The sequence below is a fragment of the Streptomyces sp. NPDC079167 genome, from assembly GCF_040686735.1.
Taxonomy (GTDB): domain Bacteria; phylum Actinomycetota; class Actinomycetes; order Streptomycetales; family Streptomycetaceae; genus Streptomyces.
This window is the reverse complement of record NZ_JBFBLO010000030.1, coordinates 1-13,696: the sequence shown is the minus strand read 5'-3', so window position 1 is coordinate 13,696 and position 13,696 is coordinate 1. Positions and strand designations below refer to the sequence as shown.

Sequence of the window (13,696 nt, the reverse complement as noted above, 5' to 3'; positions counted from 1 at the left end):
GCCTTGGTTTCCCCTCGGAGCGGTTCGTCCGGTTGCGGTCGGCTGTTCACGAGATACCGAACTCCTTGCCGAGGAAGTCGAAGATTTCTTCGTCGCTGGCGCTGTCGAGGTCCTGCGGCGGTACGGCCGGCTCGGGCGCCACCCGGATGTCGCCCCAGTCGGCGAGCATGGCGTTGAGCCGCAGAGTGATCCTCGTACGCCGGTCGTCGTCGGTGCCGACGGAGCTGAGCAGGGCCTCCAGCCGGTCGATCCCGGCGAGCACGGGCGCGTCTGCCGCGCCGGTGTCGGGGACGACCTCGGTGCGGAGGTGTGCCGCCAGTTCCGTCGGTGTCGGATAGTCGAAGACGAGCGTCGCGGGCAGCCTCAGTCCGGTGGCGGCGTTGAGCCGGTTGCGCAGATCGACGGCGATGAGCGAGTCGAATCCGAGCTTCTTGAACGCCATGTCCGGTTCGACCGCGTCGGCGGAGGCGTGTCCGAGGACGGCAGCCGCGTGGGTACGCACCAGGTCCAGGACCACGCGGTCACGGTCCTCCTCGGACAGCCCGGCCAGGCGCTGTGCCAGTCCCGCTCCCCCGGTGCCCGTGCCGTCCGTGTCCGCCGCACGTGGCGCGGCCGCGCGGACCAGCTTGCGCATCAGGGGCGGCAGCGCGCCGGCGGCCGCCTGGGCGCGGAGCGCCGCGAAGTCCAGCCGGACCGGCAGCAGCAGCGCGTCGTCGGATGCCGTGGCGAGGTCGAAGAGGGCGAGTCCTTCCTCGGAGGAGAGCCCGGCGACACCGCCCCCGCTCATCCGGCGTACCTCCGCGTCACTGAGGTGCCCGGTCATGCCGCTGGCCTGGGCCCAGAAACCCCAGGCGAGGGTGGTGGCGGGAAGGCCGGAGGCCCTGCGGTGGTGGGCGAGCGCGTCCTGGTAGGCGTTGGCCGCCGCGTAGTTGCCCTGTCCGGAGCTGCCGAGGGTGCCGGCGGCCGAGGAGAACATCACGAACGCCGACAGGCCGCTGTCGCGGGTGAGGTCGTGGAGGTTCACCGCTGCGTCGACCTTGGGCCGCAGCACAGCGTCCATCCGGTCACCGGTGAGGGAGGTGATGACCCCGTCGTCCAGGACACCCGCCGCGTGTACGACGGCGGTGAGCGGACGGGCGTCGTCGATGGTGCCGAGTACCCGGGCCAGCTGGTCACGGTCCGCCGCGTCGCAGGCGACGGCGCGTGCTTCCGCGCCGGCGTCGTGCAGTGCGGCCAGCAGTTCGCCGGCGCCTTCGGCCGCTTCGCCCTGCCGGCTCAGCAGGAGCAGGTTGCGTACACCGTGGTGGGTGACCAGGTGGCGGGCGAGCAGGCTGCCCAGGGTGCCTGTGCCCCCGGTGACGAGGACCGTCCCTTCGCTGTCGAAGGCCGCCGCACCGGTGGCGGCGTCCGATGCCGGTACCGCGCGTGCCAGGCGGGGCAGCAGCACCACGCCTTCCCGCAGCGCGAGTTGCGTCTCCGGCAGGGCCAGGGCCCCGGGCAGTGCGTGCCAGGAGGCCTCGCTGTCGTCGGAGTCGACCAGGACGAAGCGGTCGGGGTGCTCGGACTGCGCCGAGCGGACGAGCCCCCAGACCGGCGCCGTGGCCAGGCCGTCGATGCTCTCGCCTGTGGCGACCGCCACCGCGTTGGAGGTGTGGAACACCAGCCGGGTGCCGGCGAGGCGCTCGTCACCCAGCCAGCCCTGGAGCAGCACGAGTGCCTCGCGGGCGGCGGTGTGCGCTCCGGCTGCCGGGTCCTGCGTTCCGGGTGCCCCGAGACGGGCGACCACGGTACCGGGCAGCGGCCTGCCGGCGTCGACGGCCGCGAGGAGCGCGTCGAGGTCGGCGTGCCGCTCGGTGGGAACGCCGGCGGCGGACAGCGGCGCGGGGTCTGCGCCCAGTACGGCCCAGGGGCCTGCGGGGGCGGGCTCGGCGGGTGCGGCGGGCCCGGGCTCCCAGGAGAGCCGGAAGAGGGAGTCGTTCCCCTCCTGCGTGGCGGTCTTCAGCTGCTGGGGGTCGACCGGCCGCATGTCGAGGGCGTCGACCGAGGCTACGGGCGCCCCGGTGCCGTCGGCCAGTTGGAACGCGATGCCGTTCGCACCGCTCGGGGAGAGCCGCGCCCGCAGGACGGACGCCCCGGTCGCGTACACGCTCACACCGCGCCAGGCGAACGGGAGCCTGGGCTTGCCGGCGTCCTCCCCGCGTCCCTGGCCGGGACCGAACGAACCGAGTCCCATCGCCTGCAGCGCGGCGTCGAACAAGGCGGGGTGGAGTGCGAATCCGGCGGCTTCGGCGCGGCCGTCCTCGGGGAGCGCCACCTCCGCGTAGATGTCCTCGCCGGACTGCCATGCGGAGCGCAGGCCCTGGAACATCGGCCCGTATCCGAAGCCGAGCGCGGCGGCCTGTTCGTACACGCCGTCGAGCGGGAGCTCCGTGGCCCCGGCGGGGGGCCACGCGGTGAGGTCGAACGGCGTACCGGTTGCGGTGCGGTTGGCGAGCACACCGGTGGCGTGCCGCCGCCAGGGCGTCTCGGTGAGGCCGCCGCCCTCGGCCGGCAGGTCCGCCGGGCGGGAGTGGACGGTCAGCGGCCGGCGGCCGGACGCGTCCGGTGCGCCGACGGCCAACTGCACCTGCATGGCGCCGCGTTCTGGCAGGACGAGAGGCGCTTCGAGGGTGAGCTCCTCCACGAGGTCGCAGCCGACCTGTTGTGCTGCGCGCAGGGCCATCTCCACGAAGCCGGTACCCGGGAGCAGGATCGTCTCCATGACGACGTGGTCGCCGATCCAGTGCTGGGTGCGGGCTGAGAGCCGGCCGGTGAACAGGTATCCGTCGGCGTCGGCCAGGGCCACCCCTGCGGCGAGCATCGGGTGATCGGCGGCGCCGAGTCCGATGGAGGCCGGGTCGCCGGACGTGCTGTTGCGGATCGGCAGCCAGTACTTCTGGTTCTGGAAGGCGTAGGTGGGGAGTTCGGCCCGGCGGACCTCGTGCCCCGCGAAGACCGCGGTCCAGTCGAGGGGAACCCCGTGCACGTGAGCCGTGGCGAGCGAGGACAGGAAACGGTCGGGGCCGCCCTCGTCGCGGCGCAGCGAGCCGAGAACGGCACCGTCGACGGCGGCCTCGTCCAGGGTCTCCTGGAGTCCGACGGCCAGGACGGGGTGCGGGCTGATCTCGACGAAGACCCGGTGGCCCGCGTGGAGCAGGACCTGCGTGGTCTCTTCCAGGCGGACGGTACGGCGGAGGTTGGTGTACCAGTACTCGGCGTCCATGCCGGCGGTGTCCAGGAGTTCGCCTGTGACCGTCGAGTACAGGGGCACCTTCGAAGTGCGCGGAGCCACGTCGGACAGCAGGGCGAGCAGGCGGTCGTGGATGCGCTCCACATGCGCGCTGTGCGATGCGTAGTCGACGTCGATGCGCTTGGCGCGGATCCCGTCGGCCGTGCAGGCGGCGAGGAGTTCGTCCAGGGCGTCGGCGTCGCCGGAGACGACCACGGAGGAGGGTCCGTTGACGGCCGCGACGGACAGGCGCCCCTCCCAGGGGGTGAGCCGCGCGCGTACCTTCTCGGAAGGCTCCGGTACGGAGGCCATCCCGCCCAGCCCCGACAGTTCCAGGATCGCTTTGCTGCGCAGCGCCACCACTCGGGCGGAGTCGTCCAGGGTCAGCGCGCCGGCGACGCAGGCAGCGGCGATCTCGCCCTGCGAGTGCCCGACGACGGCGGACGGCTCGACGCCGGCGGCGCGCCACACTTCGGCGAGCGAGACCATGACGGCCCACAGAGCGGGCTGGACCACGTCGACGCGGTCGAGTCCGGGGGCGTCCGGCGCCCCGTGCAGCACGTCCAGCAGCGACCAGTCCGTGTGGTCGGACAGGGCGGTGGCACACTCACGGATCCGTTCGGCGAACACCGGGCTGCTGTCGAGGAGCCCGCGTGCCATCCCCGCCCATTGCGCACCCTGGCCGGGGAACGCGAAGACGACCTTCGGCTGCTCCCCGGGGGCGGCCGCCTGGACGAGGCCGGGAGCTCCGGTGCCCTCCGCGAGGGCGGCGAGGGCGTGCAGGAGGTCGTCCCGGCCGCTCGCGACGACTGCCGCCCGGTGTCCGAAGCGGGTGCGGGCCGTGGCGAGCGAGCAGCCGACGTCGGCCAGGACCACTTCGTCGTGGGTCAGCAGGTGGCGGTGCAGGCGGGATGCCTGGTCGCGCAGTGCCTCCGCCGAGGTTCCTGAGAGCACGAAGGGGAGGGCGGTCGCTCCGAGGAACGACTCCTCGCCCGCCTCGGGGGCGGCCTCCGGCTGTTCGGGGGCCTGTTCGAGGACGACGTGGGCGTTGGTGCCGCTGATACCGAAGGACGAGACGGCGGACCGGCGCGCTCTGCCGGTCTCGGGCCACGGCACGGCCTTCTGCAGCAGGGACACCGCTCCCGCGGACCAGTCCACATGGGTGGTGGGCTCGTCCAGGTGGAGGCTCCGCGGCACAGTCCCCCGCTGCATCGCCAGGACCATCTTGATGATCCCGGAGACGCCTGCGGCAGCCTGTGAGTGACCGATGTTGGACTTGATGGAGCCCAGCAGCACGGGCATGGGCCGGTCCGTGCCGTAGGTGGCCAGGACGGCCTGTGCCTCGATGGGGTCGCCCAGCGGCGTTCCGGTGCCGTGCGCCTCGATGACGTCGACGTCCTGGGTGGTGAGCCCTGCGTTGGCCAGGGCCTGCCGGATGACACGCTGCTGCGAGGGCCCGTTGGGCGCCGTCAGTCCGTTGCTGGCACCGTCCTGGTTGATCGCCGACCCCCGGACCACGGCCAGCACCGGGTGCCCGTTGGCCTGGGCGTCGGACAGCCGCTCGACGAGCAGGACGCCGACGCCTTCGCTCCAGCCGGTGCCGTCCGCGGATTCGGAGAAGGCACGGCAGCGGCCGTCGGAGGCGAGGCCGCCCTGTCCGCTGAGCCCGGCGAACCCGGCCGGTGTGGCCATGACCATGACGCCGCCCGCCAGTGCCATCGAGCACTCGCCGTTCCGCAGTGCCTGGGCTGCCAGGTGCAGGGCCACCAAGGAGGACGAACACGCGGTGTCGACCGTGAGGGCGGGGCCCTCCAGGCCGAGCGTGTAGGACACCCGGCCGGAGATGACGCTCGCGGTGGTGCCGGTGAGGATGTATCCGGCGTTGTTGTCCTCGGCCTGCTGGAGCAGACCGGTGTAGTCCTGACCGCTGGAGCCGACGAACACACCGGTGCGGGTGCCGCGCAGGCTGGTCGGGGCGATGCCCGCCGCTTCGACGGCTTCCCAGGAGGATTCCAGGAGCAGCCGCTGCTGCGGGTCCATGGCGATGGCCTCGCGCGGCGATATGCCGAAGAACGCCGGGTCGAAGTCGCCCGGATCGGCGAGGAACCCGCCGGTCAGTCCTTCGATCTCCCAGCCCCGGGAGTCCGGGACCTCCGTGATCGCGTCGCGGCCCTCGTCCACCAGGCGCCACAGGTCCTCGGGCGTCTCCACCCCGCCGGGCAGTCGGCAGCTCATGCCGATGATGGCGATCGGTTCACCGCTGTCCACGGTGTCGGCACGCGGCGTGTCACCGCTGCTGGCGGGTACGGAACCGGCGACCAGTTCGTTGACGTGGTCGGCGAGCGCGGCAGGTGTCGGATAGTCGAAGACCAGGGTCGAGGGCAGCCGCAGCCCGGTCACCAGGTTCATCCGGTTGCGCATCTCGATCGCGGTGAGGGAGTCGAAGCCCAGGTCGCTGAAAGCCCGCTGGGCTCCGATCTCGTCGTTCTCCGCGTAGCCCAGGACGGCGCCCGCCTGGGTACGCACCAGATCGAGTACGGCAGCCGCACGGCCGGCCTCGTCGAGAGGGGCGAGCAGCTGTGCGAGGGCGTCCTCGGCGGAGCCGGGGCCGGCGCCGCTGTTCGCTGCGGGGCGTGCCGGGAGCCGGACCAGGCCCCGCAGCATGGGCGGTACCGCTTCGACGGAGCCGGCTCCGCGCGCCCCGGACACATCGAGGGGTGCCGGTACGAGCAGGGCGTCGTCCAGATCGCGGGTGGCGTCGAACAGGGCCAGTCCCTGCTCGGACTCCATGGAGCCGACGCCGGAACGGCCGATGCGGCTGAGCTGTGTGTCGTCGAGGTTCGCGGCCATGCCGCTGCGGTCGGCCCACAGGCCCCAGGCCAGCGAGCTGGCGGGCAGTCCGCGAGCACGGCGGTGCTGGGCCAGGGAGTCGAGGAAGACGTTCGCGGCGGCGTAGTTGCCCTGTCCGGCACCGCCGAGTGTGGCGGCGACCGATGAGAACAGGACGAAGGCGCTGAGGTCCAGGTCCTGGGTGAGCTCGTGGAGCGTCACCGCGGCGTCCACCTTGGGACGCAGTACGGCGGTGATGCGCTGAGGTGTCAGCGCGGGGAGCACGCCGTCGTCCGTGACACCCGCGGCGTGCACGACCGCGGTCAGCGGGTGCTGGGCGGGAATCGTGGCCAGCAGGGCGGCCAGCTGTGCGCGCTCGGCCACGTCGCAGGCGGCGACGGTGACGGTGGCGCCCAGTGCGGCCAGTTCGGCCTCCAGCTCGGCGGCCCCCTCCGCCGAGGGCCCGCGCCTGCTGACGAGGAGCAGGTGGCGGATGCCGTAAGCGGTCACCAGGTGACGGGCGAACAGCTTGCCGAGGGTGCCGGTGGCACCGGTCACCAGCACGGTGCCCGCAGGGTCGGCGAAGGCGGTGCCTGCCGTGCCGGCGGCCGGCGTCCCGGCCCGGGCGAGCCGGGGCACCCGTATCTGGCCGGCCCGGACGGCGAACTGCGGTTCGGCGTCGGCCAGCGCCTGGGGAAGCGCGCGGTGCGAAGCGGGCAGTCCGTCGATGTCGGCCAGGACGAACCTGCCCGGATTCTCCGACTGTGCCGAGCGGACGAGGCCCCACACGGTCGCCTGCGCGACGTCCTCGACCTCGTCCTCGGCGGTGGCGGCGACGGCACCGCGGGTGATGAGGACGACGCGCGTGTACGCGAACCTCTCGTCCTCGAGCAGGATCTGGGCCAGCGCCAGCACGCGGGCTGCCGCGCCGTGTGCCGCCTCGATCATGTCGGTGCCCGGTTCGGTCACGCACGGGATGAGGAGGGTGTCCGGGGCGGCCAGGCCCTCGTCGACCGCCGCGCCGAGGTCGTACAGGTCGGCGTACCGGCCGCCGGACGGGAGCCCGAAGTCGCTGTCCCCCAGGACGATCCAGCCGCTGGTGTCCGGTGAGGTCCCGGTGCCCTGGGCGACCGGCCAGTCGATCCTGAAGAGCGAGTCGTGATGGGGACTGCGGGAGGTGTTGAGCTGCTCGGCGGAGACAGGGCGAAGCACGGTCGCACCGACGGAGGCGACGGGCGCCCCGGTTTCGTCGGCGAGCGCGACGGAGACGGTGTCCGTGCCGGTGGGCGAGAGCCGCACCCGGAGCGCTGAGGCGCCGGCGGCGTACAGGGACACGCCGGTCCAGGAGAACGGCAGCCGTTCCTGGCCGGCGGGGCCGCCCTCGTCGCCGTTGCCCAGCATGGCCCGTGAGTGCATGGCGGCGTCGAACAGTGCGGGGTGCAGGCCGAACCGCCGGGCGTCGGCGGCGGGTTCCTCGGGGAGGCGGACTTCGGCGAAGACGTCGTCGCCGCGCCGCCAGACACCCGTCAGGCCCTGGAAGGCGGGCCCGTAACCGTAGTTGGCGGCTTCGAGTTGGGCGTAGAAGTCACCCATGGGCACAGGTACGGCGTCACGGGGCGGCCACTCGGCGAAGACGGACCAGTCGGGGGCCTCGGCCTGGCCGGGGGCGAGCAGTCCTCCGGCGTTGCGGGTCCACGACTCGTCGTCTTCCTGGCCGTCCGGGCGGGAGTACACGTACAGCGGGCGGTGCCCGGTGTCATCGGGTGGCCCGAGCGTCATCTGGACGGCTGTGCCGCCTTCTTCGGGGAGGATGAGCGGCGCTTCGAGGTTGAGTTCGACGAGATGGCCGCAGCCGACCTGGTCGCCGGCGTGGACCGCCAGTTCCACGAACGCGGTGCCGGGCAGCAGGGCCGTGCCCAGGACGGTGTGGTCGGCGAGCCAGGGGTGGGTCGCCAGCGAGAGTCTGCCGGTGAACAGCATCCCGTCGCCGTCGGCCAGGGTGACCGCTGCGCTGAGCAGCGGGTGTTCGGCCGCGCGCAGGCCCATGGCTGTGGCGTCACCGGCCCACGCGGCGGACAGCTTCGGCCAGAAGCGCTTGCGCTGGAAGGCATAGGTGGGCAGCGCGGTGTTCCTGGCTCCCGTCCCCTCGTAGAACGCGCGCCAGTCCGGACCGCTGCCGTGGACGTGCAGTTCGGCGAGGGCGGTGATCAGCGAACGGGCCTCCGGGCGGTCGGCGCGCAGGGCCGGGAGGAAGACGGGCTCGCCGGCTCCGGCGGGAGCCCCTGTGAGGGCTTCCTGGCCCAGGGCGCTCAGTACGCCGCCGGGGCCCATCTCGAGGAAGGCGGTGACGCCGTGGCCGAGGAGTGTGCGGATCCCGTCGTGGAAGCGGACGGCCTCGCGGACGTGGCGTACCCAGTAGCCGGGATCGGCGATCTCCTTGGCGCTGATCAGGGCGCCCGTCACGTTGGACACGATCGGAAGCTCGGGCGCGCGGAACCGGATCGTCCCGGCGAAGGCCCGGAACTCGTCGAGCATCGCTTCCATGTGCGCCGAGTGGAAGGCGTGGCTGACCCGGAGCCGTTTGGTCTTGCGTCCCTGTCCCTCGAAGTGGGCGGCGATCTCCAGGACCGCGTCCTCGTCACCAGAGATGACCACCGCGGTGGGCCCGTTGAGCGCGGCGATCGAGACGCCTGTGCGCAGCAGGGGCTGCACCTCGTCCTCGGTGGCCTGGAGCGAGACCATCGCCCCGCCTCCGGGGAGAGCCTGCATCAGCCGTCCGCGGGCCGCCACCAGGGCGGCGGCGTCCTCCAGTGACAGCACACCCGCCGCATGGGCGGCCGACAGCTCGCCGATGGAGTGGCCCAGTAGGTAGTCCGGCCGGATGCCCCAGGAGGTGACGAGGCGGAACAGTGCGGTCTCCACGGCGAAGAGGCCGGCCTGGGTGAAGACGGTCCGGTCGATCAGCCCTGCGGTGGTCTCGTCGGTGGGGTCCGTGGCGAGGATGATGTCCTTGACCGGCCCGTCCAGGTGCCGGTCCAGCTCGGCGCAGACGGCATCGAACGCCTTGGCGAACACCGGGAACGCCTCGTACAGTCCACGGCCCATGCCGGGCCGCTGCGACCCCTGGCCGGAGAAGAGGAGGCCGAGTCGGCCGTTCTCCGTGGCGACGCCGCGCGCCTGCCCCGGGGCGGGAGAGCCGGAGACGAGCGCGCGCAGGCCGCTCAGCAGACTCTCGCGGGTCTCGCCGACGACGACGGCCCGGTGGTCGAGGGCCGCACGGCCGGTGGCGAGCGAGAAAGCCAGGTCCAGGGAGGTCGCGTCGGAGTCCTCCGCGTGCGACAGCACGTGGGCCGCTTGGCCCAGCAGTGCTTCCTCGGTCTTCCCGGACACCGTCCAGACGAAGGTGGGCAGCGCGTCGCCCTGCTCGGCCCGTGCGGTCGGCTCGGGGCTCGGGGCCTCTTCGATGACCGTGTGCGCGTTGGTCCCGCTCATACCGAACGAAGAGATGCCGAATCGCTTGGGCCGGCCCGTTCGCGGCCAGTCCGTCTGCTCGGTCAGCAGCTGGACGGCACCGGCCGTCCAGTCGACGTGCGGGGTGGGCTCGTCGATGTGCAGCGTCTTCGGCAGTGTGCCGTGGCGCATCGCCTCGACCATCTTGATGATGCCGGCGACACCGGCGGCGGCCTGCGTGTGGCCGAGGTTGGACTTGACCGAGCCGAGCAGGACCGGGCGGTCGGCCTGCCGGTTCCGGCCGTACGTGGCGAGCAGTGCCTGCGCCTCGATGGGGTCACCGAGCGTCGTACCCGTGCCATGGGCCTCGACCGCGTCGACCTGGTCGGCGGTGAGTCCGGCGTTCGCCAGCGCTTCCTGGATGACGCGCTGCTGCGAGGGGCCGTTGGGGGCCGTGAGGCCGTTGCTCGCACCGTCCTGGTTCACGGCGGAGCCGCGGACGACGGCCAGTACCTCGTGCCCGTTGCGGCGGGCGTCCGACAGCCTCTCCAGGAGCAGCAGGCCGGCGCCCTCGGCCCACCCGGTGCCGTCGGCGGCCTTGGCGAAGGCCTTGCAGCGGCCGTCGGTGGACAGCCCGCGCTGCGCGCTGAACTCGATGAAGGCACCGGGCGTCGACATGACCGTCACGCCGCCGGCCAGCGCCAGCGAGCACTCGCCCTGCCGCAGTGCGTGCGCTGCCAGGTGCAGGGCGACGAGCGACGACGAGCACGCAGTGTCCACCGTGACGGCCGGGCCTTCGAGGCCGAACGTGTATGACACGCGTCCCGAGACCACGCTGGCCGCCGTGCCCGTCAGGCCGTAGCCCTCGACGCTCTCCGGGGAGAACTGGAGCAGGGACGCGTAGTCCTGGCCGCTGGAACCGGCGAACACGCCGACCCGGGCGCCGGAGAGCGACAGCGGGTCGATGCCCGCCCGCTCGAACGCCTCCCACGCCGTTTCGAGGAGCAGCCGCTGCTGCGGGTCCATGGACAGGGCCTCGCGGGGGCTGATGCCGAACAGGCCGGAGTCGAACTCCGCGACGCCGTCGACGAAACCACCCGAACGGACGTAGGACGTGCCGGACTGCTCGGGGTCGGCGTCGTAGATCCGCCCGGTGTCCCAGCCGCGGTCGTCCGGGAACGGCGACATCGCGTCCGCACCGGCGGCCACCATGTTCCACAGGTCCTCGGGGCTCGCGATCCCGCCGGGGAATCGGCAGCTCATCGCGACGATCGCAATGGGCTCCTGCTCCCCGGCCTCCACCTCACGAAGGCGCTCCCGGGTCTGGTGGAGGTCGGCCGTCACCCGCTTGAGGTACTCGAGGAGCTTGTCGTCAGCCACCATTACCGCTAACCCCTTTGCTTAGAACAGAAATACGGTGCCGACCCATCAGGAGGCCCCGAGCTCGTTGTCGATGAATGCCAGGACCTCGTCGGCCGATGCCGCCTGGAGCTTCTCCGCGACCGTGGCCGACGCACCGTCGCCCGTCGCGGGCTCCTCGTCCCAGCCGGAGAGGATGTCGCGCAGCCGTGCACCGATGCGGTGGCGTGCGGTGCGGTCCGCGGAGAGCGACGCCAGGGTCGCCTCCAGCCTGTCCAGCTCGGCCAGTACGGGTACCGCCTGTGGCTCGGTGCTCTCGCCGACCTCGGTCCGCAGGAACGCTGCCAGCGCCACCGGCGTCGGATAGTCGAAGGCCAGCGTCACCGGAAGGCGCAGCCCCGTTCGCGTGCTGAGCCGGTTACGCAGTTCCACGGCGGTCAGCGACTCGAACCCGAGATCCCTGAAGGGCCGCTTCGCGCCCACCGCCTCGATCTCGCTGTGACCGAGCGTCCCGGCGGCCTCGGTACGCACCAGCTCCAGCAGCATCTGGCCGAGTTCGGCTTCGGACAGTTCGGCGGCCGTCCTGCGGAACACGGCCGCGCTGTCCGCGGCGCCGTCCCCGGCCTCTGCCGCCGCGCGCGTGAGTTCCCGCATCTGCGGGACGTCGGCGATCAGCGGGCTGGGGCGGACCGCGGTGAGCGAGGGCCCGTAGAGCCCCCAGTCGATGTCCGCGACCAGCAGGGACGGGCCGTCCTGCGCCACCGCCCGGCTCAGCGCGGGCAGAGCGGAGGCGGTCGGCAGAACGGTCAGCCCACGACGGCCCATCCGTTCGGCGAACGTACCGTCCGAGGTCGCCGGGCCGCCTTCCGCCCACGGCCCCCAAGCGATCGATGTGGCCGTAAGGCCCAGCGACCTGCGGTGCGCGGCGAACGCGTCGAGGTAGGCACTCGCGGCGGCGAAGGCTCCTTGGCCGGCGCCTCCGACCGTGCCGGCTATGCCCGGGAACATGACGAAGGCGGTGAGGTCGAGCCCCTGTGTCACCTCGTGCAGGTTCCGGGCGCCGCCCACGTTGGCACGCAGCGCGGCGGCGAGCCGCTCGGGGGTGAGCGCGCCCATGACCGCATCGTCCAGCTCGCCGGCGCCGTGGAGCACCGCCGTGATCCGGTCGCCGTCGGCCGTCAGTCGCGCCACCAGACCGGCCAGTGCGTCGCGATCCGCCACGTCGCAGGCGGCGGCAGTGACCCTGGTGCCGGAGCCCTCCAACTCCTGGATCAGCTCGGCCGCTCCCGGCGCTTCGGCTCCCCTGCGGCCTACCAGCACCACGTGGTCCGCGCCGTTGCCGCAGAGCCAGCGGCCCAGCTGCCTGCCGATCGCTCCGGTACCCCCGGTGACGAGCACCGTGCCCTCCGGCGTCCAGGAGCGCCCCGAACCCACCGGGGGCGCGGGCAGCAGGCGGCGGGCGAACACGCCCCCCGGACGCACGGCGAGCTGGTCCTCGTCGCCTGCACCGGCGAGCAGGCCGCACACCCGTGACAGCGCGCGCTCGTCAGGAGCCTCGGGAAGATCGATCAACCCGCCCCAACGCTCGGGGTGTTCAAGAGCGGCCACCCTGCCCATGCCCCAGACCAGGGCCTGCGCGGGACTGATAGAACCGTCTTGACCGTTGGTCCGGACGGCGCCCTGGGTCAGGCACCACAGGGGCGCCGCGACGGCTGAATCACCGAGCGCCTGTACGAGCGTCACTGTCGCGGCTAGCCCGCTGGTGAGCTCCGGCGTTCCGGCGACCGGCTCCTCGTCCACCGAGCACAAGGACAGGATCCCGGCGATGGCGGTGCGGTCCCCGAGCGTGTCGGCCAGCGCCTGGAACAGGGTCACCCGGTCGTGGGCGTTGTCCACCGCGCAGTGCAGGACGTCGGCCCCCTTGGCGCGCATGGCGTCCACGACGGCTGGGGCCAGTTCGGCGCTCGCTCCTGTCGTCGAGGCCACGACCAGCCAGGTACCCGTGAGGGAGGCCGATTGCTCGGCCAGCGGGGTCCAACCGGTCCGGTAGCGCCATGAATCGGTGGCGGAGGCCTCACGTCGTTGCTTCCGCCAGGATGACAGGGCGGGCAGGACCGCGCCCAACGACTCCCCTTCGATGTCGAGCGTGCGGGCCAGTGTGGTGAGGTCGCCGTGCTCGACGGCCTCCCAGAACTGGGCGTCGACGGGGTCCACTGTTGCCGCAGCGGGAGCGGCCGGCGCTTCGGGCCAGTAGTGCCGGCGCTGGAAGGCGTAGGTGGGCAGGTCGACATGGCGGGGCGTGTGTACGGCGAACAGGGCCTTCCAGTCGAGGCCGACCCCGTGGACATGCGCTTCGGCGAGGGAGGTCATGAAGCGACGGGACTCGTCCTCGTCCCGCCGAAGCGTCCCCAGCGCGACCGCATCGCTCCCGGCAGCCTCGAACGTCTCCTCCAAACCGACAGCCAGCACCGGATGCGGACTCACCTCGACGAACACGCTGTGACCCGCGTCCAGCAGAACCCTCGTCGTCTCCTCCAACAGCACCGTCCGGCGCAGGTTGGTGTACCAGTACTCGGCATCCATACCGGCGGTGTCCAGCAGTTCTCCGGTCACCGTGGAGTACAGCGGCACCTGCGACGGGCGCGGGGCCAGGCCGGCCAGCACCTCCATCAACCGGTCATGGATCCGCTCCACATGCGCACTGTGCGACGCGTAGTCCACATCGATGCGCTTGCACCGCACACCGTCCGCCTTGCATGCCGACAGCAACTCGTCCAGCGCGTCACCGTC

2 protein-coding genes are annotated in these 13,696 nt (G+C 72.5%); both read right to left on the bottom strand.

Translation table 11 applies throughout. The annotated features are described in order from the left end of the window. Positions 1 to 46: 46 nt before the first annotated feature. Positions 47 to 10,930, bottom strand: coding sequence for a type I polyketide synthase (locus AB0P41_RS34945; RefSeq protein ID WP_365936076.1), 10,884 nt, complete (start codon positions 10,928 to 10,930; stop codon positions 47 to 49). 45 nt (positions 10,931 to 10,975) lie between these two features. Beyond that, the coding region (locus AB0P41_RS34940) for an SDR family NAD(P)-dependent oxidoreductase (protein WP_365936075.1) at positions 10,976 to 13,696 on the bottom strand (2,721 nt) is incomplete at its 5' end.

Excerpts from the sequence above, each read along its gene's own strand:
- AB0P41_RS34945 (WP_365936076.1), bottom strand. The coding sequence starts at position 10,930 with ATGGTGGCTGACGACAAGCTCCTCGAGTACCTCAAGCGGGTGACGGCC.